This is a genomic window from Streptomyces sp. NPDC059649 (genome assembly GCF_042734445.1).
Lineage (GTDB): Bacteria > Actinomycetota > Actinomycetes > Streptomycetales > Streptomycetaceae > Streptomyces.
The window spans coordinates 1-24863 of sequence record NZ_JBHWDV010000030.1; the positions used below are offsets into that span (position 1 = coordinate 1).

The 24863-nt window shown below is 73.0% G+C and carries 19 protein-coding genes; 5 read left to right on the top strand and 14 right to left on the bottom strand.

What is annotated here, in order from left to right:
- Positions 1-246: 246 nt before the first annotated feature.
- Together ACFV1J_RS26490 and mshA are read right to left on the bottom strand one after the other, a co-directional pair.
- Entirely contained in the window at positions 247-825 is a 579-nt protein-coding gene (locus ACFV1J_RS26490; protein WP_385862026.1) for a YbjN domain-containing protein, read from the bottom strand.
- Positions 818-2188, bottom strand: coding sequence for a D-inositol-3-phosphate glycosyltransferase (gene mshA / locus ACFV1J_RS26495; RefSeq protein WP_385862028.1), 1371 nt, complete (start codon positions 2186-2188; stop codon positions 818-820). The genes ACFV1J_RS26490 and mshA overlap by 8 nt, the downstream gene beginning before the upstream one ends.
- A 188-nt stretch (positions 2189-2376) precedes the next feature.
- Between mshA and ACFV1J_RS26500 the strand changes: the two genes are divergently transcribed.
- The gene (locus ACFV1J_RS26500; protein WP_385862031.1) at positions 2377-3201 is read left to right on the top strand and encodes a class I SAM-dependent methyltransferase; all 825 of its coding nucleotides are present in this window, start codon (positions 2377-2379) and stop codon (positions 3199-3201) included.
- 24 nt (positions 3202-3225) lie between these two features.
- On the opposite strand, the gene ACFV1J_RS26505 is transcribed toward ACFV1J_RS26500, so the two are convergent.
- A complete protein-coding gene (locus ACFV1J_RS26505; RefSeq protein ID WP_385862033.1) occupies positions 3226-4113 on the bottom strand; it encodes a helix-turn-helix transcriptional regulator in 888 nt (295 codons plus the stop codon).
- Between the two features lie 147 nt (positions 4114-4260).
- On the opposite strand from ACFV1J_RS26505, the gene ACFV1J_RS26510 reads away from it, so the two are divergent.
- Entirely contained in the window at positions 4261-5268 is a 1008-nt protein-coding gene (locus tag ACFV1J_RS26510; protein WP_385862035.1) for an aldo/keto reductase, read from the top strand.
- A 13-nt stretch (positions 5269-5281) separates the two neighbouring features.
- Here ACFV1J_RS26510 and ACFV1J_RS26515 read toward each other — a convergent pair whose 3' ends face one another.
- From ACFV1J_RS26515 to mshD, 4 genes are all read right to left on the bottom strand, one after another.
- Complete coding sequence (locus ACFV1J_RS26515) at positions 5282-5701, bottom strand: NUDIX hydrolase (RefSeq protein WP_385862170.1); 420 nt, start codon at positions 5699-5701, stop codon at positions 5282-5284.
- Between the two features lie 74 nt (positions 5702-5775).
- Complete coding sequence (locus ACFV1J_RS26520; protein WP_385862037.1) at positions 5776-7086, bottom strand: CHAD domain-containing protein; 1311 nt, start codon at positions 7084-7086, stop codon at positions 5776-5778.
- Positions 7070-9352 (bottom strand): RNA degradosome polyphosphate kinase, encoded by a 2283-nt coding sequence (locus ACFV1J_RS26525; RefSeq protein ID WP_385862040.1) that lies wholly within the window; start codon positions 9350-9352, stop codon positions 7070-7072. Before ACFV1J_RS26525 ends, ACFV1J_RS26520 begins: the two co-directional genes overlap by 17 nt.
- A gap of 917 nt (positions 9353-10269) precedes the next feature.
- Positions 10270-11190, bottom strand: coding sequence for a mycothiol synthase (gene mshD, locus ACFV1J_RS26530; protein WP_385862171.1), 921 nt, complete (start codon positions 11188-11190; stop codon positions 10270-10272).
- A 219-nt stretch (positions 11191-11409) separates the two neighbouring features.
- Between mshD and ACFV1J_RS26535 the strand changes: the two genes are divergently transcribed.
- Positions 11410-13236 carry a bifunctional metallophosphatase/5'-nucleotidase gene (locus ACFV1J_RS26535; protein ID WP_385862041.1) on the top strand — a complete coding sequence of 609 codons (1827 nt, stop codon included), beginning with the start codon at positions 11410-11412 and terminating at the stop codon, positions 13234-13236.
- Positions 13237-13516: 280 nt separating this feature from the next.
- The gene (locus ACFV1J_RS26540) at positions 13517-14047 is read left to right on the top strand and encodes a hypothetical protein (RefSeq protein ID WP_385862042.1); all 531 of its coding nucleotides are present in this window, start codon (positions 13517-13519) and stop codon (positions 14045-14047) included.
- Here ACFV1J_RS26540 and ACFV1J_RS26545 read toward each other — a convergent pair.
- Complete coding sequence (locus ACFV1J_RS26545) at positions 14026-14886, bottom strand: SDR family oxidoreductase (protein ID WP_385862043.1); 861 nt, start codon at positions 14884-14886, stop codon at positions 14026-14028. The two genes, ACFV1J_RS26540 and ACFV1J_RS26545, sit on opposite strands and share 22 nt — an antisense overlap.
- A 208-nt stretch (positions 14887-15094) precedes the next feature.
- Between ACFV1J_RS26545 and ACFV1J_RS26550 the strand changes: the two genes are divergently transcribed.
- A complete protein-coding gene (locus ACFV1J_RS26550; protein ID WP_385862045.1) occupies positions 15095-16480 on the top strand; it encodes a DUF2993 domain-containing protein in 1386 nt (461 codons plus the stop codon).
- 21 nt (positions 16481-16501) lie between these two features.
- On the opposite strand, the gene ACFV1J_RS26555 is transcribed toward ACFV1J_RS26550, so the two are convergent.
- From ACFV1J_RS26555 to ACFV1J_RS26580, 6 genes are all read right to left on the bottom strand, one after another.
- Positions 16502-18007: an ATP-binding protein gene (locus ACFV1J_RS26555; protein WP_385862047.1), complete on the bottom strand. Its 1506-nt coding sequence runs from the start codon at positions 18005-18007 to the stop codon at positions 16502-16504.
- Positions 18004-18741 carry a response regulator transcription factor gene (locus tag ACFV1J_RS26560; RefSeq protein WP_385862049.1) on the bottom strand — a complete coding sequence of 246 codons (738 nt, stop codon included), beginning with the start codon at positions 18739-18741 and terminating at the stop codon, positions 18004-18006. Before ACFV1J_RS26560 ends, ACFV1J_RS26555 begins: the two co-directional genes overlap by 4 nt.
- Before the next feature lie 154 nt (positions 18742-18895).
- A complete protein-coding gene (locus ACFV1J_RS26565; protein WP_385862051.1) occupies positions 18896-19933 on the bottom strand; it encodes a S1C family serine protease in 1038 nt (345 codons plus the stop codon).
- A 108-nt stretch (positions 19934-20041) separates the two neighbouring features.
- Complete coding sequence (locus ACFV1J_RS26570) at positions 20042-21067, bottom strand: LacI family DNA-binding transcriptional regulator (RefSeq protein ID WP_385862053.1); 1026 nt, start codon at positions 21065-21067, stop codon at positions 20042-20044.
- Between the two features lie 24 nt (positions 21068-21091).
- Positions 21092-21946 (bottom strand): winged helix-turn-helix domain-containing protein, encoded by an 855-nt coding sequence (locus tag ACFV1J_RS26575; RefSeq protein WP_385862056.1) that lies wholly within the window; start codon positions 21944-21946, stop codon positions 21092-21094.
- 619 nt (positions 21947-22565) lie between these two features.
- Positions 22566-24818, bottom strand: a complete 2253-nt coding sequence (locus ACFV1J_RS26580; protein ID WP_385862058.1) for a hypothetical protein — start codon at positions 24816-24818, stop codon at positions 22566-22568.
- Between the last annotated feature and the right edge of the window lie 45 nt (positions 24819-24863).

Genomic DNA, 24863 nt, shown 5'->3' on the forward strand with positions numbered 1-24863 from the left:
TCGTGGACGTAAAGCGAAGCAGTCCACGAACAAGGCCCCGGAGGACCGTCACCGCACCCAACAACACCCAGCCCGCCGCAGGCGCAACGGCGAGACGCCCCGCGGCGCCGCGGACAACTACGGGCGGGGGCGCCGCAAAGCGCCACGGCGAGACGCCCCGCGGCGGGACGGCCAGGTACGTGGGAGGCACCGCAAAGCGCAGCGGAACGGCGAGCAACCACCACGGCGAGGAGCCGAGTACGTGGGCTACTCGCCCCTGCGCGTGAGATGCGTGAAGGCCGCCAGGTTCCGTGTGGACTCGCCCCGCGACACCCGCCACGCGTACTCCTTGCGGATGGCTGTGGCGAAGCCCAGTTCGAGGAGGGTGTTGAAGGCGCCGTCCGCCGCCTCCAGGACCTGGCCGAGGATCCGGTCGAGCTCGTCGGGGGTGACCGCGACGAGCGGCAGCTTGCCGGCGAGGTAGACGTCGCCGAGCTTGTCGATCGCGTAACTCACGCCGTAGAGGCGGGTGTTGCGCTCCAGAAGCCACCGGTGCACCGCGTCGTGGTTCTCGTCGGGGCGGCGGACGACGAAGGCGTTGATGGAGAGGGAGTGCTTGCCGACGATGAGCGAGCAGGTCGTCGACAGCTTGCGGGTCCCGGGGAGCTTGACGACGTAGTTGCCGTCGGACGGGGACTCCCACTCCAGGCCGGCGTCGTCCAGCGTCGTCTCGATCACCCGTCGTGCGTCCGCGGGGCGCACGACATCCGCGGGGCGCACGACGTCCGCGGGTCGTACGTCGTCCACCGGTCGTACGTCGTCAGCCTGGGGCAGGTCGTCAGCCATGGGCCGATCGTAGGTGACGCCGCCGTTCCTGCATCGCGGCGGTGTAGACGTCGCCGGTGGCCGTGGCGGCGGTGTCCCAGCCGAAGGACTGGGCGTGCCGGGCGGCGTCGGCGCCCATACGGGTGGCCAGGTCCGGGTCCTGGAGGAAGCGCTGCAGGGCGCGGGCGTAGTCGGCGGGGTCGTGGCCGGCGACGAGGAAGCCGCTGACGCCGTCGCGGACGGCCACCGGCAGGCCGCCGACCGCGGCGGCGATCACCGGGGTGCCGCAGGCCTGGGCCTCGATGGCGACCAGGCCGAAGGACTCGCTGTACGAGGGCATGACCAGCACGGAGGCGGCGCGGTACCAGTCGGCGAGCTGTTCCTGGCCGACCGGCGGGCGGAACCGCACGAGGTCGGCGATGCCGAGTCGGGCGGCGAGCTTCTGCAGGCCCTCGGGCTTGGCCAGGCCGCTGCCGCTGGGGCCGCCGACGACCGGTACCAGGAGCCGGGAGCGCAGCGAGGGGTCGTCGGCCAGCAGGGCGGCGGTGGCGCGCAGCAGGATGTCGGGGGCCTTGAGGGGTTGTATGCGGCCGGCGAAGAGCGGGATGACCGCGTCCTGGGGGAGGCCGAGGCGGGCGCGGGCCGCGGCCCGGCTCTCGGCGATGCCGCCGCTCGTCGGCCGGAAGCGGTCGAGGTTGACGCCGGGGTGGACGACCGCGACCCGGTCGGGGTCGGCGTCGTAATGCCGGATCAGCTCCTCGGCCTCCTCGGCGGTGTTGGCTATCAGGCGGTCGGCGGCCCGGACGACCTGGGTCTCGCCGATGACCCGGGCGGGCGGTTCGGGGGTGTCGCCGACGGCCAGGGCGGCGTTCTTGACCTTGGCCATGGTGTGCATGGCGTGCACCAGCGGGACGCCCCAGCGCTCGGCGGCCAGCCAGCCGACGTGGCCGGAGAGCCAGTAGTGGGAGTGGACCAGGTCGTAGTAGCCGGGGCGGTGGCCGGCCCAGGCCTGCATCACGCCGTGGGTGAAGGCGCACAGCTGGGCGGGGAGGTCCTCCTTGGCCAGGCCCTCGTACGGGCCGGCGTCGACGTGCCGGACGAGGACGCCGGGGGCGAGGTCGACCGCGGGCGGGAGGGTGCCCGTGGTGGCGCGGGTGAAGATCTCCACCTCGATGTTGAGGGCGGCGAGCTTCTTGGCGAGCTCGACGATGTAGACGTTCATGCCGCCGGCGTCGCCGGTGCCGGGCTGGTGCAGCGGGGAGGTGTGGACGCTGAGCATGGCCACCCGGCGCGGACGGCGCGGGCCGCCGGGCAGGCGCAGCCGCGACGGTCCCGGGAACGGGCCATGGGGACGGCTGCGGAGCCGGGACACATAGGGGCTCACGTCGAGCTACCTCCTAGCCAGGGCGTGGTGGCACGCCACCGACCTGCTGCAACAACACATCCGGCGGTTCCATTTCCGTCCGGCGGCACATCGTCGCACTTTGCCAAAGTGTGACCGTTCGGTGCACGTGACCGATCGCACGTGACCGTGGGGCAAGGAGGGCTTTCGCCGCCCATACTCTCGAAGCCATGCCCCGCCGCCCCGCCCCCGCTCATCCTGCGCCGACCCGGCCCGTCGGCAGCGCGACCCGCGGGACCACCAACCCCAACCGGCTGCGCCGCATGGACCGCTGGATAGCCGCGGAACACGCCGCCGTGCTGCGCCGCTCGGCCGACCCGGTCGCGGTCGACCTCGGGTACGGCGCCGCGCCCTGGACCGCGGTCGAGCTGCTCGGCCGGCTGCGCACGGTCCGCCCCGACGCCCGGGTCGTCGGCATAGAGATCGACCCGGACCGGGTGGCGGCCGCCCGCCCGTACGAGAAGCCGGGCCTGGACTTCCTGCACGGCGGCTTCGAGGTGCCGCTGCCCGGCGATGCGCGGCGGGCGCCGGTCCTGATACGGGCCGCGAACGTGCTGCGGCAGTACGACGAGGACGAGGTGACCGCCGTCTGGCGGCGGCTGTGCGCCCGGCTGGCCCCCGGCGGGCTGCTGGTCGAGGGCACCTGCGACGAGATAGGGCGCCGCCACGTATGGGTGGCGCTGGGTCCCGAAGGGCCCCGCACGGTCACCTTCGCGGCCCGGCTCAGCTCCCTGGAAACCCCCTCCGACCTGGCCGAACGCCTCCCCAAGGCGCTGATACACCGCAATGTGCCGGGCGAGCCGGTGCACGCCTTCCTGCGCGACTTCGACCGGGCCTGGGCGGCGGCCGCCCCGCTGGGCGCGCTCGGTGCGCGGCAGCGGTGGCGGGCCGCCGTCGCGTCCCTGGCGGCGGACTGGCCGCTCACCGGTGACCCGCGGCGGCGCCGCCAGGGCGAGGTCACCGTGCGCTGGGAGGCGCTGGCGCCGCGCGGGTAGCCGGCGGGCCCGTCCGGGCCGTGGTCACCCCGCCAGCGCGGTGGCCTCCGGCTCGCGGGACACCGCGGGCCGGGCCGCCAGCTCCCGCAGCCGCCGCTCGGTCTTCGAGCCGCACGGGGCCGTGTACGTGACCAGCGCCTGGTCCGGGTCGGTGGTCAGCCGGAAACTCTCGAAGGTGATCTCCAACTCGCCGACGTCCGGGTGCCGCAGGCGCTTGGTGCCGCGCAGGCACTCGCGCACCGACTGGGTCTCCCAGATCCGCCGGAAGTCCGCGCTGCGCTCCAGCAGTTCGCCCACGACCTCGCAGATCCGCGGGTCGTCCGGGTGCCGTCCGCTGTCGGCCCGCAGATTGCCGACCACCTCGACGGCCTTGTCCTCCCAGTCGGGGTGCAGCGCGCGGGCCGCCGGGTCGAGGAAGACCAGCAGCGCGGTGTTCCGCCGGTCCGGGGCGAGCGCGTCCAGGTCGAAGGCGATCCGGCCGCCGAGCGCGTTCCAGGCCAGGATGTCCAGGCCGCGGCCGACGACCATGGCCGGGACGGTGGTGGCCATCGCGTCCAGCAGCTGCCGGATCTCGGGCCGTACGGTCCGCCCGGGGACCGGCCCGGGCACGCAGTCCGCCTCGCTGCGGCGCCGGGGTACGGCGATGTTGCGCAGGTACGTCACCTCGCCGCCGGACAGCCGCAGGGCCCGCGCGATGGCGTCCAGGACGGAGTCGGAGATGGCGGGGGCCCGGCCCTGTTCGATCCGGGTGTAGTAGTCGACGCTGATGCCGGCGAGCTGGGCGACCTCCTCGCGCCGCAGCCCGCGCACCCGGCGGCGGCCGATCCCGCTCGGCAGACCCAGGTCGGCCGGGTCGAGCGCGGCGCGGCGCGCCTTGAGGAACGAGCTGATCTCGATTTCCGCGTACAGCATCCGTCCAGTATGCGCCGCGGCGCCGGGTGGGTGGTTCCGCCGGACCCAGGCTGCGACGGGCCTGGTCCGCCCTCCGCCACGGCACCAAGGTGGTGCACACACCCACCCGGGCACGGATCACCGACGAACAGACGGCAGGAGCAGCTCATGCAGCGCAGGATCCTCGGCGGCACCGGCATCTCGGTCAGCGAGTACGCGCTGGGCGCGATGATGCTCGGCGCCCTCGGCAACACCGACCACGCCGACTGCGTCCGCCTCGTGCACCGCGCACTGGACGCCGGCATCAACTTCGTGGACACCGCGGACATGTACTCCGCGGGCGAGTCCGAGGAGATCGTCGGCAAGGCCCTCAAGGGACGCCGCGACGACGTCGTACTCGCCAGCAAGTTCTTCAACCCCATGGGCCCGGACGCCAACCACCGCGGGGCGTCACGGCGTTGGATCGTACGCGCCGTGGAGGACAGCCTGCGCCGGCTGGACACCGACCACCTCGACCTCTACCAGGTGCACCGCCCGGACCCCACCACCGACATCGACGAGACCCTCTCCGCGCTCTCGGACCTGGTCCGCTCCGGCAAGGTACGGGCCGTCGGCACCTCGACCTTCCCCGCCGAGCAGATCGTCGAGGCCCACTGGACCGCCGAGCGCCGCGGCCACGTCCGCTTCCGCACCGAGCAGCCGCCGTACTCGATGCTGGCCCGCGGCGTCGAAGGCTCGGTGCTGCCGACCGCGCAGAAGTACGGCATGGGCGTGCTGACCTGGGGTCCGCTCAGCGCCGGCTGGCTCTCCGGCCGCGATCTGTCGGCCAGTTCCCGGGCCGCCCTGGAGAGCCACAAGTTCGACCTCTCGGTCCCGGCGAACGCCCGCAAGGCCGAGGCGGTCCGCGCCCTGTCCGAGGTCGCCTCCGACGCCGGCCTCAGCCTCCCCCACCTGGCCACCGCCTTCGTCCGCGCGCACCCGGCGGTGACCTCGGTCATCATCGGCCCGCGCACCCTCGACCAGTTGGAGAGCCTGCTGGACGGCGCCGACGTCACCCTCGGCGCGGACGTCCTGGACCGGATCGACGCCATCGTCCCCCCGGGCACCGACCTCAACCGCGCGGACAACTACTACCTGCCCCCGGCCCTCACGGACCCGGCCCTGCGCCGCCGCTGAACCCGGCCCGTGCTCAGGCCAGATGCAGCGCCGCGAGCAAGGCGTCGACCAGCGGCCGGTCCCGCTCGTGGGTGAGCCGGCCGCGGGCCTCCTCCGGCGTCAGCCACTCCAGCCGGTCGACCTCGTCGGTCGGCGTGAACGCCCCCGCCAGCGCCTCGGCGGCCCAGTAACGGACCTGCTTGGGCCGCCCGTTGGCGAGGTAGTACGAGGTCGGCAGGGGGGCGCCGGGGCGGCAGTCCATGCCGGTCTCCTCGGCCACCTCGCGGACCGCCCCGGCCAGTGCGTCCTCGCCGCGCTTGAGCTTGCCCTTGGGGTGTGACCAGTCGTCATATTTCGGCCGGTGGACTAGCGCGATCTCCAGCCCGTACTCGGCGGACGGGCGCCGGCGCCACAGCACGCACCCCGCCGCCCGCACCGGCTTACGGGCATCCACTTTCCGGGCGTCCGGCTTACGTGCGTCCTGCTTGCGGCCGTCCGGCCTCCCGGCCGGCGGCTCCCCGGGCCCCGTCACCGCTCCACCCCCTTGAGCGCCTTCTCCCGTGCCAGCCAGACGCGGCCGAAGGCGTAGCGGGCCGCCTCGACCTGGTGGCGCTGGTCGGCGTGGAGGACTCCGAGGGCGTAGGCGGTGGCCGGGGCGATCCGCGGGGTGCGGGCCGCGGCGGCGGCCGCGGCGGCGGCCTCCGCGGCGTCGCGGTGGCCCGCCAGGATCCGGGCCGCCTCCGCCAGTCGGGGGTCGGCGTACTCGGGCACGAGCACCTCCTGGGCGTAGCGGCTCAGCCGGAGCAGCACCCGGACCTGGTGCCAGGGCGCGTCCTGGCGGGGGCCGTCGGCCAGCGCCTCGGCGTTGTACGGCTGCCCGGCACGGACCAGCGGCAGCGCACCGACCGCCTCGGCCAGTCGGCGCGCGGACTGCTCGGCCAGCGGCGGCAGCGCCTCGGCGGCCGGGACGTCCGCGGCCACCCGGGTCAGCGGCACCTCGGAGGCGAGCACGGCGACGGAGTCGGCGACGGCGTGGAAGCGGGACGAGCCCAGGGCCTGCAGCGCGGCGGAGTGGGCGCGGGTACGGGCGAGGGTGAGCTGGCGGTCCAGCAGCGCCCCGGCCCGCGCGGCACCGGCCGCGAGGAGGGCATCGGCGTCCGGGACGTCGGTGTCCCGCGCCTCGGCGGCGCCGGTGTCCGGGACCTCCCCTGCCCGGGCGTCGGCGGCACGGGCGTCGGGCGTGCGGGCGCCACCGGGGCGGGTCCCGGCGGCCGGTTCGGCGCCGCGGGCGGCCCGTACGCCGCGGCCGGTGCGCGGGGCCCGGTCGGTGCCGCGCTCGGGGCGGTCGGTGCGGCCGGTCAGCCGCGTCAGGGCGGCCATCAGCCGGTCGCGGCGGGCCGCACAGGCCTGCTCGCGGGCCAGGGTTCCGGACAACCAGCCCAGCTCGGCGAGGAGTTGGTCGGCCCAGGCCTCCTCGGTCAGCGGCCGGAAGGTGTGCAGGGTGGCGCTGATCCGGCGGGCGGCGCGGCGCAGCCGGCGGGCCGCCGCGCCGGCGCCCTCGGCGTCCGGGCCGCTCTCCCGGTGCTGCCGCAGACTGCGCAGGAAGTCCGCGGACTGCTGGTGGAGATAGCCGGCGAGCACGTCCTCGGCGGTGCGCCCGGACAGCTGCGGGCCGCCGGGTCCGGTGCCCGCCGCCGCGTCGTCGTACGGCCCCGGCGGACCGTACGGTCCGTAGGGGTCCACCACCGCGGCACGGGCGCCGGCCGCCCCGCCGGGCTCGTATCCGGTGCCGAGGAGACCGGCCGGCCCCCCGGTCGGCTGGTCAGGTCGCTGGGCCACGCCGGCGCCTCCGGGCGTCGATGAGCATTTCCTGTACGTTGCGCAGCGGCGCGCCGTCCGCGTCCACGGCCCGCCGGGTCCAGTCGCCGTCCGGGCCCAGGTGCCAGGAGGACGTGGTGTCCGAGGTACCGGTCTCCAGGAGCCGGTTGAGGGCGGCCCGGTGCGCCGGGTCGGTGACCCGGACCAGCGCCTCGATCCGCCGGTCGAGGTTGCGGTGCATCATGTCGGCGCTGCCCAGCCACACCTCGGGCTCGCCGCCGTTGCCGAAGACGAAGACCCGGGAGTGTTCCAGGAAGCGGCCGAGGATGCTGCGGACCCGGACGTTCTCGCTGAGGCCGGGCACCCCTGGGCGCAGCGCACAGATGCCGCGCACCCAGACGTCGACCGGCACGCCGGCCTGCGAGGCGCGGTAGAGCGCGTCGATGACGGCCTCGTCGACCATCGAGTTGACCTTGATGCGGACGTACGCCGGCCGCCCCGCGCGCTGGTGCGCGATCTCCTTGGTGATGCGCTGGATCAGACCGTCGCGCAGGGACTTGGGGGCGACCAGCAGCCGGCGGTAGGTCTCCCGGCGGGAGTAGCCGCTCAGCCGGTTGAAGAGGTCGGAGAGGTCGGCGCCCACCTGCGGATCGGCGGTCAGCAGCCCCAGGTCCTCGTAGAGCCGGGCCGTCTTCGGGTGGTAGTTGCCGGTGCCCACGTGGGAGTAGCGGCGCAGCAGGTCGCCCTCCTGGCGGACCACCAGGGAGAGCTTGCAGTGCGTCTTCAGGCCGACCAGGCCGTAGACGACGTGGCAGCCCGCCTCCTCCAGCTTGCGGGCCCACTTGATGTTGGCCTGTTCGTCGAACCGGGCCTTGATCTCGACCAGCACCAGGACCTGCTTGCCGGACTCGGCGGCGTCTATCAGGGCGTCGACGATCGGCGAGTCGCCGGAGGTGCGGTAGAGGGTCTGCTTGATGGCGAGGACGTCGGGGTCGCCCGCGGCCTGCTCCAGGAACGCCTGCACGGAGGTGGAGAAGGAGTCGTAGGGGTGGTGCAGGAGGACGTCACGGGCGCGCAGGGCGGCGAAGATGTCGGGCGCGGAGGCCGACTCCACCTCGGCGAGGTCGCGGTGGGTGCCGGCGACGAACTTGGGGTACTTCAGCTCGGGCCGGTCCAGCGCTCCTATGCCGAACAGGCCGGTCAGGTCCAGCGGGCCGGGCAGCGGGTAGACCTCGGCGTCGGAGATCTTCAGCTCCTGGACGAGCAGGTCGAGCACGGCCGGGTCGATGGACTCCTCGACCTCCAGCCGGACCGGCGGGCCGAACCGCCGCCGCATCAGCTCCTTCTCCAGCGCCTGGAGGAGGTTCTCGGCGTCGTCCTCCTCGACCTCCAGGTCCTCGTTGCGGGTCACCCGGAACATGTGGTGCGCGCGCACCTCCATGCCCGGGAACAGCTCCTCCAGGTGGGCGGCGATGACGTCCTCGATGGGGACGTAGCGCTGCGGGGAGGCCTCGAGGAAGCGGGAGAGCAGCGGCGGGACCTTGACCCGGGCGAAGTGGTCGTGGCCGCTGACCGGGTTACGGACGACGACGGCCAGGTTCAGCGAGAGGCCGGAGATGTACGGGAAGGGGTGCGCGGGGTCCACGGCCAGCGGCGTGAGCACCGGGAAGATCTGCTGCCGGAAGAGCGTGAACAGCCGGGCCTGCTCCTTCTCCGTCAGGTCGGGCCAGCGGATCAGGTGGATGCCCTGGTCGGCGAGGTCCGGGGCGATGTCCTGCTGGAAGCAGGCGGCGTGCCGGGCCATGAGCTCGCGCGAGCGGGTCCAGATCAGGTCCAGCACCTCGCGGGGCTGGAGGCCGGAGGCGGAACGGGTGGCGACGCCGGTCGCGATCCGCCGCTTGAGTCCGGCGACCCGGACCATGAAGAACTCGTCGAGGTTGCTGGCGAAGATCGCCAGGAAGTTGGCTCGTTCGAGCAGCGGGGTGGCCGGGTCCTCGGCGAGTTCGAGCACCCGCTCGTTGAACGCCAGCCAGCTGCGTTCCCGGTCCAGGAAGCGGTCGGCGGGCAGCTCGGCGCCGTCCGCGCCCACCACGCCCTGGTCCACGTACGCGTCCGGGTCGGCGTCGAGGTCGGGTTCCAGGCCCGGCACCGTCCCGCGGACGGCGTGCGGCCGGTGCGCGGCGATGGAGCCCACGGAAGGCTGGGCCGAGGGGGCCGGGGCCTGCGGGGGCCTGGTGGCCGGCATCTCGGGCTGGACCTGTGCCTGGGCGCTGGGCTGCTGGTTCATGGCCTTATTCTTCCGCGTCCGGGGGGTTCCAGGCGCGTCAGGAGGTGGCGGCGCGAGATGGAGCCTCGGGTGGGGGAGGTTCGGCACAGCGGGCTGCATTCAGCGATGCTCGCAACCGACCTTGAATCATCGGTAACGCGGATATGGCGCACAGGCAAGCGGGACGCTACGGCGCGGGGCCGGAAGGGCGGGCATCGACGGCCGGAGACGGGCAGCGCGCCCGGGCGCCGGCGCCACTGTGTCACCCCGCCGCCACGCTGTCACCGCCCCCCAGGCGCCTGACGAATTCCGTCGGCTTCCCTGGCGAGATTACCGAGCACACCTCGTTCGATTCTTCGGGGACCACCTGATTTCCCCGGCAGGACTTTCCACGGCGCAGTAAAGAAGGACCGCGAAGGGCGAACGCAAAAGAAATGCATCGAAGCGCGGAGAAACCCATGCGCTTCCGGAAGGTGGCGGAAGGTGTTTGCCGCTGCTGCCGCCACCGTCCGCCGGGCGACCGGCGCCTGACGGGTCGTCGGCGACGGGCACCGGTGCTGCGCGCCGGGCCCCTCCCGGGTCACCACGGCCGCGCGACGGGAAGCCGGGAATTCTTGACGGAAAGGCACTGGAAATCCCGGAAAAGAACTGGCGGAAATCAGGAAAAGGGATCCGGAAACAGCCGGAGTGCTCTTTCAGCGGCTACGGACGGTGATATCGCCGCGCTCGGTGCGCAGGGTGACCGTGCCGGGCACCTGATGTGGAGGTGGTGAGGGTCGGGAAACCCAAGGACCACGAAGAAGACCGCGACGCCGGGCGCCGGGCGCCGGGCGGCGAGTAGCCCGGCACCCAGCGTCCGCCGTCCGGCGTCCGGCGTCCGGCGTCCGGCGTCCGCTATGCCGGTCAACTCCCCGCCGACCGGCCGCCATTGGCGACGATCAGGTCTCCGAGCGGTACATCAGGTCCGTCTCGTGCGTGACGAACCCCATCCGCTCGTAGACGCTCACCGCCGCCGCGTTGTCGGCGTCGACGTACAGCATCGCGGTCGGCAGCCCCTGCCCGGCCAGGTGGCGCAGGCCGATCGAGGTGAGTGCCTTGCCCAGGCCGCCGCCCTGGGCTCCCGGGCGTACGCCGAGGACGTAGACCTCGCCCAGGCCCTCCTCGGCGTGCACCTTCGTCCAGTGGAAGCCGACCAGCCGCCCGTCCTTCTCGGCCAGGAAGAAGCCCTTGGGGTCGAACCACGCCTCGGCCTTGCGGTCCTCCAGGTCACGCTGGGTCAGCGAGCCCTGCTCGGGGTGGTGCGCGAAGGCCGCCGCGTTCACCTCCAGCCAGGCCGCGTCGTCCGTGCCCGGCTGGAAGGTCCGTACGGTCACGCCCTCGGGCAGGACCGGCTCGGGCAGCTCCAGGTCACCCAGCGAGCGCCGCATCTGCCGCAGCTCACGGAACATCGTCAGGCCCAGGGTCTGCGCGAGGTGCCGGGCGGCCGGGTGCCCGCCGTGCGCCCAGACCCGCAGCCGGCGCCCGGACAGCTCCAGCAGCTCGGCGCCGAGCGCCCGGCCGTGCCCGCGGCCGCGGTGCCCGGCGTGCACCACCAGCTCGGCGGCCGGCGCCTCCACCGGGTCGGTGTCCTCCAGCTGGCCGTAGCCGACCAGCAGGTCCTCACCCGCGTCCACGTGCGCGTACACCAGCACATGCGCGACACCCGGGCGCTTGCCGCCCCGCAGCTGCAGCCGTCCCTGTTCGGACACCGCGGGCTGCCCGTCCGTGCGCGCGGCCCGTTCGATCAGCTCCAGGACGGCCGCGGCCGTTTCCGGCGCGACCTCGTCGACCACCTGGATCCTGCGGCCGGTCCGGCCCATCTCCTGTGCAGCGTCAGTCATGTGTGCAGCGTACGACCCTGCCGGGGTGTCGCAGCGGTATCAGGGCGCTGCCGTACGGATCTGCCCGGCGATCCACGCCGGCGGCGCCGGCCGGCCCGCCGCTGACCGGCAACCAGCCCGTAACCCGGCACCCCCTGTTGCGCTACGCGCGTCAACAATATGCTGCGGTCCGCTCAGGACCATCCAGGAGGGGAACCCATGCCAGCGACACCGCAACGGCGCCGCGCCATCAGCAGATTGAGGACCGGTTCGGCCGCACTGGCCGCCGCCGTCGGGATCGGCGTCACCGTCGCCGCCCTACCGGCCGGGGCCGACACCGTGCACCCGGACCGCACCGGGCACACCGGCCGCACCGTTGACGTTCAGCTGCTCTCCTTCAACGACTTCCACGGCAACCTCGAACCGCCGCAGGGCTCCTCCGGCACGGTCCAGGAGCTGCAGCCCGACGGCACGAAGAAGAGCGTGCCGGCCGGCGGGGTCGAGTACCTGGCCCAGTCCCTGCGCACGGCCCGCAAGGGCCACCCCTACTCGGTCACCGCGGCCGCCGGCGACCTGGTCGGCGCCAGCCCGCTGCTGTCCGGACTGTTCCACGACGAGCCGACCGTCGAGGCCATGAACAAGCTGGGCCTGGACGTCACCTCCGTCGGCAACCACGAATTCGACGAGGGCCGCGCGGAGTTGACCCGCCTGCAGAACGGCGGCTGCCACCCCAAGGACGGCTGCTACGAGGACGGCAAGAAGTTCGCCGGCGCCGGCTTCCCGTACCTGACCGCCAACGTCACCGACGAGAAGACCGGCAAGCCGCTGCTCAAGCCGTACACCGTCTGGCGGCACAAGGGCGTGAAGATCGGCTTCATCGGCGTGACCCTCGAAGGCACCCCGGACGTCGTCAGCGCCAACGGCGTCAAGGGCCTGAAGTTCCACGACGAGGTCGAGACGATCAACAAGTACGCCAAGGTCCTCAACAGGCAGGGCGTCAAGGCGATCGTGGCCCTCATCCACGAAGGCGGCCTGCCCGCCTCCACCTCCTACAACTACGACTGCGACAGCCCCGGCCCCGGCGACGGCATCTCCGGCCCGATCACCGAGATCGCCAAGCACGTCACGTCCAAGGTCGACGCCCTGGTCACCGGCCACACCCACCAGGCGTACGCCTGCACCATCCCCGACCCGTCGGGCCGGCCGCGCACCGTCACCTCCGCCGCGTCCTACGGCAAGCTCTACACCGACACCGAGCTCACCTACGACCGGCGCACCCACGACATCGTCCGCACCAGCGTCAAGGCGCCCGGTGCGGTCAACCACGTCGTCGACCGCGACCAGCCCAAGGCCGCGGACCTGACGTCCCTGATCGGCCGCTGGAACAAGCTGGCCGCGCCGGTCGCGGGCCGCCCGGTCGGCCACATCGCCGCCGACATCGCCGGCCGCGGCGCGGAGGCCCCCGAGTCCCCGCTCGGCGACGTCATCACTGACGCCCAGCTCGAAGCGACCAAGGCCGCCGACAAGGGCGGCGCCCAGCTCGCCCTGATGAACCCCGGCGGCATCCGCTCCGACCTCGCCTTCAAGGCCTCCGGCTCCGAGGGCGACGGTGTGGTCACCTACGGCGAGGCGTTCACCGTCCAGCCGTTCACCAACATGATGAACGTCGTCGACCTCACCGGCGCCCAGTTGCTGACCGCCCTCCAGCAGCAGGTCAGCGGCCCCAACGACGCGTCGCCCAAGATCCTCCAGGTCTCCGCGGGCCTCACCTACACCCTCGACCTGACCAAGAAGGGCGCCGACCGCGTCGTCAAGGACACCGTCAAGCTGAACGGCGCCCCCCTCGACCCGGCCAAGACCTACCGCGTCGCGATGAACGAGTTCCTCGCCGGCGGCGGTGACGGCTTCGCCGCCTTCAAGGACGCCAAGAACAAGTACGTCGGCCCGTCCGACCTGGACGCGTTCACGGCGTACCTGACCGCCCATTCCTCGGCGTCGTCGCCACTGACGCCGCCTGCGGCCAACCGCATCACGGTGGTGAAGTGACGGGCAGGGGCCCGCAGTAGCCCCGGGGGCTTCCTCTCCTTCTCCAGGCTGCACCACCACGATCAGCCGGAAGAGCAGAGAGGAAGCCCCCGGCCTCATTTACGCATCGGAAGCTACCGCGCGACATACGAGACCAACGCGGGACGCGTCCACGTCACGGTCCTTCTCGTCGGCAATGCGCCGGTCGGTCAGCACCCTGTGGGGCCCCACCGCCGTGGGGCGGTGGGGCCCCGCCATGAGGAGGACGACCCGGCCGCGGGGCCGCTCCTAGCGTGCAGGTATGACTTCGATACACGGCGGGGCGGGTCCCAAGAGGCGGCAGGCGACAAGCGCCTGGGCCTACGGGGCCTTCGGGTGGCTCGTGGTGTCGTTCGTGTGGCACGTGTGGATGGGCGTGGACCATCGCACGGCGATGGGCGCGCAGGACGACGTGCCCGTGTGGGTGTTCCTCGCCTATGACGGGCTGATCGTGGCGATGTCGGCGGTCGGCGCGGTCGTGAGCCTGGCGACCGTACGGCCGTGGGGGCGGCGGCTGCCCTGGTGGATGGTGACGGTGCCGCTGTGGTGCGGCGCCGGATTGCTGGTCGTACGGGGCGTGCCGGGCCTGGTCGAGAACCTCACGACGGCGGCCGGGCTCACCCCGTACGGCCTGCTGGGGCTGGCGGAGCAGCCCGCCGATCCCGCGTCCGGGGGGTTCTGGACGGAGATGGCGATCAATACGTACTTCTTCGTGGGCGCGGTGCTGATGGTGCCGCTGGCGGTGCGGAACCGCCGTCGGCGCCGGGACGGTCAGGAGAAGTCGGCCGCGTGATCGCGCGCCCACTCCGCGAAGGTGCGGGCGGGGTGGCCGGTGACCCGTTCGACCGCGTCGGAGACCGGGAAGGCGGGGGCGTCGACCGTGCTGCCGAACATCCGGACCAGTTCCAGGGCCGCCTCCTTCGGGAAGTGCGGGCCGGACATCGCCTCGGCGGCGGCCTCCTCGGTGATCTGCTCGACCCGGGTCTCGCGGCCGATCGCCCGGCCGATCTCGGCGACCTGGTCGGCGACGGTCAGCGGCTCGGGGCCGGTGACGAGGTAGGCCTGGCCGGTGTGGGTGCCGGTGCGGTCCAGGAGGGCGACGGCGGCGACGTCCGCGAGGTCCGCCTCATGGACCGGGACGCCCTGGGCGCCCGGGTGGGCGTCGCGGACCACCCCGGTGTCGCGGATCGCCGGGGCCCAGGCCAGTGCGTTGGTGGAGTAGTTGCCGCCGCGGACGAAGGTCCACTCCAGGCCGGAGTCGCGCACCGCGCGCTCCACCGTGGCGTGCATCCGGGCGATGAAGTTGTTCTCGTCGGCGGGGGTATCGGTCACCGCCATCGAGGAGTTGAGGACGATCCGGGGGACGCCGGCCTTGGCGGCGGCCTCGACCAGGGCGAGCGCGGCCCGGTCGCCGCCGGCCGCCAGGTTGAGGAAGAGGGCGTCGGCGCCGGCGAGGAGGGGCACGAGGTCGGCGGCGGAGCCGGTGAGATCGGCGCGTACCACCTCCGCCTCGGCGGGCAGTTGGGCGCGCGCCGGGTCGCGGGTCAGGGCGCGTACGGCGACGCCGTCCGCGAGGAGCCGGCCGACAAGGCTGCGGCCGATGTTGCCGGTTGCTCCGGTTACCACGATCATGAGGCCACCTTCAAAAGAGTGCGGATGTGTGCGCTGGAGGAAGCTGAAGAGCGCGTCGGGCCGCCGGGTGGCAGCACGCTGACGGTAATTCAGCAACAGTTCGCAGCGCGGCAAAATTTCCCCAAGCGGCACCCGACAAGCTGCGCGTATCCGACAAACTTTCGGTACGAGTTGCGTTCGAGGGCCCCGATCGTGGTGGGATGTGCGGATGCGAACCCCCACACGCATATCTTCACCCTCGCCCGAGCCCGCCGCCTCGCACCGCCCCCACACCCCCGTCGCGAGCGGCGCCCAGGACGACCCCACCGGCGACACCAGAAGACTCTTTCCGGTCAATCCGTACGCCGATCTGGCGGCCCTCGCCGACCCCGAGCCCGATCCCGCCGCGGAGACCGGGGCGGAGCACGACCCATTCGCGGACGCCGGCAGCGCCCGCCGTCGCAGCTACCTCAACGAGCGGGACGACAGCGACGATCCACTGGGGCTCGGGCTGCGCCCCGACGACGACGAGGCCTGGTCGCCGCCCAACCACCGGCGGGCCAAGCGCGGCATCAGTCGCTTCGCCGCCGTCCCGATCGCCGTGAAGCTGCTGGTCGCGGTGCTGGTGTGCACCGCGTTCCTCTCCCTCTTCGACCGGTTCGCGGTGCTGTACGCGCAGGACAAGGCCGCGGAGAAGCTGAAGACCGCGCTGCATCTGAACGCCACGCCCGAGGTCGACATCCGGGGCTTCCCGTTCCTCACCCAGGTCCTGGACAAGCGCGTCGACCAGGTGAAGGTCACCATCCCCGACCTGGCCGCCGACCGGGTCTCGCTGGCGAAGTTCGAGGCGACCGCGCGCGACGTCCGGCTCGACGGCGATCTGCCCAGTTCCGTCAAGGGCGCCACGATCGGCTCCATGCAGGGCGACGTGCTGCTCGCCTTCGACGACATGGACCGTGAACTGGGCGCGTCCCAGGTGAAGTTCAGGCAGCTGGGGCACGATTCGGTCCGCGCGGTGGGACAGTTGCCGATCGCCGGGCACGAGCTGCGGGTCCAGGCCGAGGCGCGCATCCGGCGGGCCGGCGACCGCGGGGTGTCCACCGACATCAGCCGGATGCGGCTGGACATCGGCGACGTCGCCGTCTACCGGCCGGGCACCGGCAAGGAAGAGGGCCTGCGGCTGACCCGCAAGGCCGCCGCCGACCTCAGCCGGCAGGCCGCCAAGGTCAAGTCGATGCTGAGCGTCCCGGCGATCGCCGAGCGGATCGGCATCCCGAAGGAGTACGTCGACGAGGCGCTGCGCAGCGACGACAAGCTGCACGAGCTGACCGGGTCGCCGCGCTTCGTGCACGAGCTGATGAAGGTCAACCTCGTCGACGTGGTGACGGACCACCCGTGGCTGCTGCAGAAGGTCGGCATCGACCCGAAGATCCTCGGGGCGCTGAGCGGGCTGACCAAGCCGCAGCTCGCGGACCGGCTGTCGCTCTCCTTCCAGCTCCCCAAGACCCCCGGTGACGTCCGGCTGCGCAACATCTCCGTCGAACGGGACGGCATCCGCGCCGAACTGTCGGGGACGGACCTGCCGTTCGGGGACGCGGCCGCGAAGCGGAAGTGACGTAAGGACGCGGCGGGCCGCTCAGCCCGCCGCGGGCGGCTCCGGCGGGCCCGGCGGCGGGGCCGGGCTCCCCGGTGGCGGGGCCGGCCGTGCGGGCGGCGGGGTCGGTGCGCCCGGCAGGGTCAGGACCGCCTCGGTGCCGCCGAGGTCGGCGGAGCGCAGCCGTACCGCGCCGCCCGCCTGCTCCGCCGTCCGCGCCACGATCGACAGGCCCAGCCCGCTGCCTGGCAGGCTGCGGGCGGACGGCGAACGCCAGAACCGCTCGAAGACGTGCGGCAGTTCGTCCTGCGGGATGCCGGGGCCGTGGTCGCGCACGGTCAGTTCACCGCGGGTCAGCCGGACCTCGACCGTGCCGCCCGGCGGGCTGAACTTCACCGCGTTGTCGAGCAGGTTGACCACCGCGCGCTCCAGCGAGGCCGCCTCGGCGCGTACGTACCAGGGCTCGACGTCCGTGGTGAGGGTCAGCGACGGGCCGCGCAGCCGGGCCCGTTCCAGCGCCGAGCCGACGATCTCGTGCAGCGCCACGACGCCGACCGCGCTCTGTCCGGGCTCGGGCTGCCGGGACAGCTCCTGCAGATCGCCGATCAGCGCGGCCAGCTCGCCCATCTGTGCCTTCACCGACGCCAGCAGGGCCTCCTTGTCGGCGGGCGGGATCGGGCGGCCGGACCGCTCACTGCGCACCAGCAGGTCGATGTTGGTGCGCAGCGAGGTCAGCGGGGTGCGCAGCTCGTGGCCGGCGTCCGCGATCAGCTGCTGCTGGAGGTCGCGGGAGGCGGCCAGCGCCGCGGTCATCGCGTTGAAGGAGCGGGACAGCCGGGCGATCTCGTCCTCGCCGTCGGCCGGGATGCGGACGGCGAGGTCCTGGGTGCGGGCGACGTGTTCGACGGCGGCGGTGAGCCGGTCGACGGGCTTCAGACCGGCCCGGGCCACCCACAGGCCGGCGGTCGCCGCGCCCAGCACGCCCACTCCGGCGACCACCAGCAGCACCAGCGCGAGCTGGTTGAGCGGGTCGGTGACCTGCTTCATCGGTACCGCGACGGAGATCGCCAGCCGGTTGCCCGCGGCGTCGGTGAGCGGCCCGTCGTAGGGCTTGGTCGACACCCGCATCTCGGCCCCGTCCTGGGCCCGGGTGGTGTGCTCGGTGCTCGCCAGCCGGCCCGCGGCCACCGCGGTGTCCGCGCGCTGCGGGGGGATCGGCGCCTTGTCCGGCGAGGTGCAGATGTAGCCGCCGGCCGACACCAGCTGGATGGTGTACGGGGTGGGCTGGAAGTGCACCCCGTCCGGGCTGTTGCAGTACGCGCTGAGCGCCCGGACGTAGCCGGCGTCCACCTCGACGCTGCTGAGCTGGGTGTCGAGCTGCTCGGTCAGCCGGTCCCGGGTGATCAGCCAGCAGGCGGCGGCCGAGAGGGCCACCGCGAAGGCCACCGCCACCGCCGTGAGCATCGCCAGCCGCGAGCGCAGCGGCAGCCGGTGGAACCCCGCCATCGGGCCCCGACGGGTCATGCGGGGCGTGGGGGTCGTGCTCATTCCGCCCCGCCCTCCGTCCGCAGGACGTAACCGACCCCCCGCACGGTGTGCACCAGGCGCGGTTCGCCGCCCGCCTCCGTCTTGCGGCGCAGGTACATCACGTACACGTCGAGGGAGTTGGAGGTGGGTTCGAAGTCGAAGCCCCAGACGGCCTTGAGGATCTGTTCGCGGGTGAGGACCTGCCGCGGGTGCGCGAGGAACATCTCCAGCAGGGTGAACTCCGTACGGGTCAGCTCGACCGGCCGGCCGCCGCGGGTCACCTCGCGGGTGGAGAGGTTCATCCGCAGGTCGCCGAAGCTCAGCGTCTCGCCCTCCGCGGGCTGCGCGCCGCCCGCCGCCGCGTAGGAGCTGCGGCGCAGCAGGGCGCGGATCCGGGCGAGCAGTTCGTCGAGCTCGAAGGGCTTGACGAGGTAGTCGTCGGCCCCGGCGTCGAGGCCGGTGACCCGGTCGCCGACGGTGTCGCGGGCGGTGAGCATCAGGATCGGTACGGTCACCCCGCTCGCCCGCAGCCGGCGGGCGGCGGTCAGCCCGTCCATGCGGGGCATCAGGACGTCCAGGACGATCAGTTCGGGGTCGTAGCCGGCGACCTTCTCGACCGCGTCCAGGCCGTCGACCGCCTCCTCGGTGCCGTACCCCTCGAAGACGAGCGAGCGCCGCAGCGCCTCACGGACCGCGGGCTCGTCGTCGACGATGAGGATGCGGGCGGGGTGGTCACCGTGCTCGGCGGGGCTCATGTGCGTGGGTACCTCGGCTGGGATACGGAAACGGACGGCTGCTCTTCAGCCTCGCACGGCGCCGGGCGATCCGCGGGGGGACGCGGAGCCTCTCCTGCCGGGGCGGTGGTCGGTGGGGGCACCTCCCGGCGGTGGCCGGGGGAGGGCGGGCGGTTCAGACGCCGCTGTTGTTTCCGCCGCTGCCGCCGCCGCGCAGCGCGTCGAGGTCGGCCTTGACGGTGTTGATCGGGATGGCGAAGCCCAGGCCGACGCTGCCGGCAGTGCTGCTGTTGGCCGAACTCGGCGAGTACATCGCGGAGTTGATGCCGATGATCTGGCCCTGGAGGTTGATCAGGGCGCCGCCGGAGTTGCCGGGGTTGAGCGAGGCGTCGGTCTGTATCGCCTTGTACGAGGTCTTCGAGGAGCCGGTGTCGCCGTTGTACTGGTTGCCGCCGAACTCGAACGGCCAGCCGCCGCCGTCGCCCGGGCCGCCCTGCCGGTTCCGGCCGTCCTCCTTGGGGACGGTCACATCGCGGTGGAGGGCGGAGACGATGCCGCTGGTCACCGAGCCGGTCAGGCCCTCCGGTGAGCCGATCGCCACCACGCCGTCCCCGACCGCGATCCGGTCGGAGTCGCCGAGCGAGGCCGGGGTGAGCCCCTTGGCCCCCTGGACCTTGATCAGTGCCAGGTCCTTGGCCGGGTCGGTCCCGACGACCTTGGCGGTCTTCCGGCTGCCGTCGCTGAAGGTCACCCGGACCGTGTCGGCGCCGGCGACCACGTGGTTGTTGGTGATGATCTCGCCGCCGCGGGTGAGCACGACGCCGGAGCCGGTGGACTCCCCGTCGGTGGTGCGCGCCTTGATCTCCACGATCGACGGGCTGACCGCCTTGGCCACCGCCGAGACACCACTGCCGCTGTTCTTGCCGGCGTTGACCAGGGGCGCGCCGACGGTGTCCTGGTCGGCGCGGGTGGTCGCACCGGCGATCAGTGCCGCGCTGCCGCCCCCGATGAGGCCGGAGGCGAGCGCGACCGCCGCGATCAGCGCGACCGGCTTACGGGCCCGCCGCGGCGCACCCGCCGCGCCGGCCGCCTCGGCCGGTCCCGGTGCGTACGGGGGCGGCGGTGGGAAGCCCCGCTCGGTCCCGTGCGCGAATCCCTGTGCGTAGCCCTGCTGGTGGATCTCATCGCCGCTTCGGCGGTAGCTGTCGGTCATGGTGATGACTGTGCGGCCGGTGCATGAGAACCGTCTGAGAACGTCGTGAGAGACCCGACAGAAGGAGATATGCCCGGCATGAAGGGCCCGGTGCGGGTCCGCGCGCGGTCAGCCGTCGCAGCCGCACGACCGCCGGACGACCAGCCGGGACGGGAACTGCCGCAGCCGCTCGCGGCGGGAGCCGACCACCCGCAGCCCGTCGTCCAGGACCAGGTCGACCGCGGCCCGGGCCATCGCCTGGCGGTCCGAGGCGACGGTGGTCAGCGGCGGGTCGGTGAGCCCGGCCTCCTTGACGTCGTCGAAGCCGGCCACCGCCAACTCGCCGGGCACGTCGATGCGCAGCTCGCGGGCGGCCCGCAGCACGCCGATGGCCTGGTCGTCGGTCGCGCACATGATGGCCGGCGGCCGCTCGGGCCCGGCCAGCAGCTTCAGCGCCACCTGGTAGGCGTCGTAGCGGTTGTAGAGCGCCTGGTGGTAGTGGCCGTCCGGGGAGCGGCCGGACTCCAGCATGGCCCGCCGCCAGCCCTCGACGTGGTCGGTGACCGGGTCGCCGGACTTCGGGGTCTCCTCCGTGCCGCCGAGGAAGGCGACGTAGGGGTGCCCGTGCTCCAGCAGGTGCCGGGTCGCCAGCTGGGCGCCCCAGATGTCGTCGGTCATCACCGCGACGTCGTCGATGGCGTCCGGCCGGCGGTGCAGCAGCACGACCCGGGCGTCCCAGGCGTCGATCTCGGCGGCGGCGTGCTCACTGGGTCCCTGGCTGATCAGGATCAGCCCGGCCACCCGCATGCCGAGGAACGCCCGGAGGTAGTGCACCTCGCGCTCGTCGAGGTAGTTGGCGTTGCCGACCAGCACCATCTTTCCGCGCTCGGCGGCGGCCTGTTCGACGGCGTGCGCCATCTCCGCGAAGAACGGCTGCCGGGTGTCCGGCACGATCAGGCCTATGAGGTCGGTCCGGCGGGACGCCATCGCCTGGGCGACGCGGTCCGGCCGGTAGCCGAGCTCCTTGATGGCGGCGAGCACCCGCTCGCGCGTGGCCGGGGCAACCGGCCGGGGTCCGTTGTTGATGACGTAACTGACCACGGCAGTGGACGTCCCCGCCAGTCTTGCCACATCATCCCGCGTCACCTTGGCCACGCGCGGCAGTCTACGCGGGTGGCCCTACCCGCGGGCAGGCCGTACGCCTGCGGGGTCCGCGCTGGTGGCGACGGCCGGGTCCGGGCCGTCGCCGTCCGCCGTGGTGCGGGTCCGTGCGGCGTCCGCCTGACGGCCGGATTCCGCGCGGTTCGCCCCGTTCGTCCCGTCGTCCTTGGCCTTGCTGCCGCCCTCCGCGGAGCGTTCGGGCTTCTCGGGGGTGACGAAGCGGTAGCCGACGTTACGGACCGTGCCGATGAGGGACTCGTGCTCGGGGCCGAGCTTGGCGCGCAGCCGGCGGACGTGGACGTCGACCGTCCGGGTGCCGCCGAAGTAGTCGTAGCCCCAGACCTCCTGCAGGAGCTGGGCGCGGGTGAAGACCCGGCCCGGGTGCTGCGCGAGGTACTTCAGCAGCTCGAACTCCTTGAAGGTCAGGTCCAGCACCCGGCCCTTCAACTTGGCGCTGTAGGTGGCCTCGTCCACCGAGAGGTCGCCGTTGCGGATCTCCATCGGCCCGTCGTCGGTGGTGATCTGCTGGCGGCCCATCGCCAGCCGCAGCCGCGCCTCGACCTCTGCGGGGCCGGCGGTGTCCAGCATGACGTCGTCGACGCCCCAGTCGGCGGTGACGGCGGCCAGGCCGCCCTCGGTGACGACCAGGATCAGCGGACAGCCGGGGCCGGTGGACCGCAGCAGCTGGCACAGGGAGCGCACGTGGGGAAGGTCACGGCGGCCGTCGATCAGTATGACGTCGGCGCCGGGGGTGTCGATGAGCGCCGGGCCCTCGGCCGGGGCTACCCGCACGCTGTGCAGCAGCAGCCCGAGCGCCGGGAGCACCTCCGTCGACGGCTGGAGTGCGTTGGTCAGCAGCAGGAGCGAACTCACCTGCGACCACCTGCCCGGTTCTCGGGGTGTTGCGTCCTCTTATGCTCGCGGTCCTGCCTGCTTCGCTCGCCCATGACGTCTGGTTCCTCCTCGGTCCCTGCGACGGGGGCATCTCCCCGGCTCGGCCGGGGTGTCTGCGGCACTGCTTCGTACGGGTCTCGCAGCCGCGTGGAACGTGGCTGAAAGCACAAAAGGACCCGGGGGCGACTCTGCCCGGATCCTTCTTGCCCAGCAGAATAGCTCAGATGAGTGCCGGACCCGAGGCCGATTTTGCACCTTCTTGTGTTTCGTCGATCACTTCGAGTGGTCATCGCGTGTCCCCATTGACGTCCCCCGGGCCCCTGATCGTCACCCTTCCGATCCCCTGAACGGCCCCGCACCAGCGTGAGTTGGGCGCTCCCGCACGACCCCCGCCATCACCCCGCCCACGCCCTCACCAGCACTCCGGCCGGCCCCGCGGCGCCTCGATCCGCCCGCCGGGGGCGTCCCGGCATGTGGACATGATCAGCCCACGGAACGGAACCCGGCGGCCCCGACGACCGGCGGCGGGCGGCCTGTATCGGGGCGGGGGAGCGCACGGGGAGCGCACGGGTGCGCGGATCGGCACACCGCCCGCGCCTCAGTCGTCGGTCCCGGTGCCGTCGTCGCCCGGGTCCTCCTCGTCCGAGGGCGGCCGGTGGTTGTCGATCTGGTGGTGGACCCGGATCGCGGCCTCGCGCAGCTCGTGCCACTGGTCGGCGTCGGCGAACAGCGGCGGATAGGTCCGGCCCTGTCCCAGCTCACGCAACGTGGCGAGGGCGCTCTCCGCGCTGCTCAGCGCGAGACCCAGTGCCCTGCGCTGATCGGCGATCCTCGCCCCGACGGGCCGGTCGTCCGACGCCTCGGCGTCCTGCCCCGCCGCGGACTCCGCGGCCGGCTCCCCCTCGTCCGCCCGCGCCCCGGGCCGCGCTCCGGCAGGGCCGACCGTCCAGTGCCCCGACGGCATCGAGTCCGCGATCGTCTTGCGCGCCCTGGCCTCGTCGGACGCGTAGACGACATCCCACGGCAGCAGCGGTACCTCGTCCTCGCCCTGCCGGCGGATCCGGTCCGGCGCCGTCAGGTCCACCGCGACGTGCTGGTATCCGCCGTCCGCCGCCTCCTCCTCGGGCACCCCGAACTCCTGCCGTGAACTGGCGTTGCGCGGCAGACGGCACGCTTCGAACCGCTGCGCGGCCAGCGCCAGGGTCCACAGACCGAGTTCATTGCCCTCGGCGGCCAGACCGCCGACGACGAGATGGGCATCGGCACGGAAGGGCACCTTCCCCGGCTCCCGGCGGGTGCCCAGGGCCGACCCGACGTTGCTGGTGATCAGCTTGTCGGCGATCAGGGCGGTACCGCCGGCCAGGGCGAGCGTGCAGCGGGCGTTGACGTCGCCTTTCAGGGCGGGCGCCACCAGGCTGGTGAAGTCGTCCGTCGGCACCGGGATCCAGCCGCCGGACAGCACGGCCTTGCACAGCACCCCGCCGTTGCTCCAGGCCTTCCGGGCCTGCTTGACGGCCGCCTTCTTCTCCGCCCGCCACGGCTCGTCCACCACCGGCCCCAGGAGCCCCGCATAACCCTTGGCGGTCATCCGCCGCTCGTTCTTGATCTCCTTGGCCCGCCCGCGCAGCTCGGCGTGCAGCTCCGCCCGGGTCAGCACGTGGAGGAGGTAGACGGCGCGCCACAGCGGCGTTCCGGGGATCCCCGGGTCGCGGAAGACCACCGGGGTGTCGGCGGCCGGGCGGCGGCCCACCGCGAGCGCGTACACCTCGCCCAGTTGCTCCTCGTTGCCCCACTCGCGCGCCCGGGTCTGGACGACGAGCTTGAGCGCGCGGGTGGCGACCTCCAGGTTCTGGGCCGCCGGGTCCCACGGTTTGAACTCCACATGCACCGAGGCGAGGATCGAGCGCAGGGCGTCGTCGAAGACGTCGGCGGCCGGCAGCATGCCGCCTTCGTGCGCCTGGGTTCCCACGACGATGTGGGCCGGCACCACGTACGTCTGGGCGATCTGGATGGCACGCAGCGAGGGCACCTCGCCTCCCGCCTCCTTGCCGAATTCCTCGCGCAGCAACTCACGCCGCAGTTCCCGGCCCAGTGCCCACCGCTGGGTCCGCGACTTCAGCGGCTCGTTGGCCGGCTGCTTGCGCTCGGCGAGCAGCGCCTCGGTCGCCGCGTCGGCCGCCTCCTCCTTCGTGGCGCCCGAGCCGGCCATCACCTTCCAGGCGCTGGCCAGCCGCGTGATGCCGTCCCTGGCCACCAACGCGTGCACCGGCTCGGTACCGTCGGCGAAGGCGATGACGACCGGGTGCACGATCAGCGCCCGGGTCACCCGCCGGGCCAGGATCGACTCCTCGTAGGAGTTGATGTGCAACGTGGCGTGAACGGTCTGCCAGATGTGCTTCCGGAGATGGGCCAGGTCCCGGTACTCGTAGCGCAGGATCGCCTGCGGCCGCCCGTCCGCGTCCATGCCGGTGACCTGAGGATCCTCCACGTCCAGCACTTCCTGGCCGGTACGCGGCTGGATGCCGGGGAACAGCTCGGTCAGCCACACCCTGGTGTGCACGGAGCGGAGGGTGGCGCCGTCGACGTGCTCCTCCAGGAGCAGGCTGCCGTCCGAGCCGGCCGGCTGCCGCAGTTGCACGGCGACGAGTCCCGGGGCGACCGACGCGCGCGCGACCGCGTGCCAGGCGTCCTCGGGCAGCGAAGCCAGCTCGCTCTCCTGTCCGGCCTTCACCAGCTTCATCCGGTCGTCGACGTGCGAGGCTCTCGGCAGCTCCCGCGCCACGTCGGAGACCACGACCTGTTCCTTGCCCCACTCCACGGTGATCGGCTGCTGCGCCTCGGACTTCGACATGAACCCTCCGTCGTTCTTGGCTGGTTGCGGACCGGCCGGCACGGG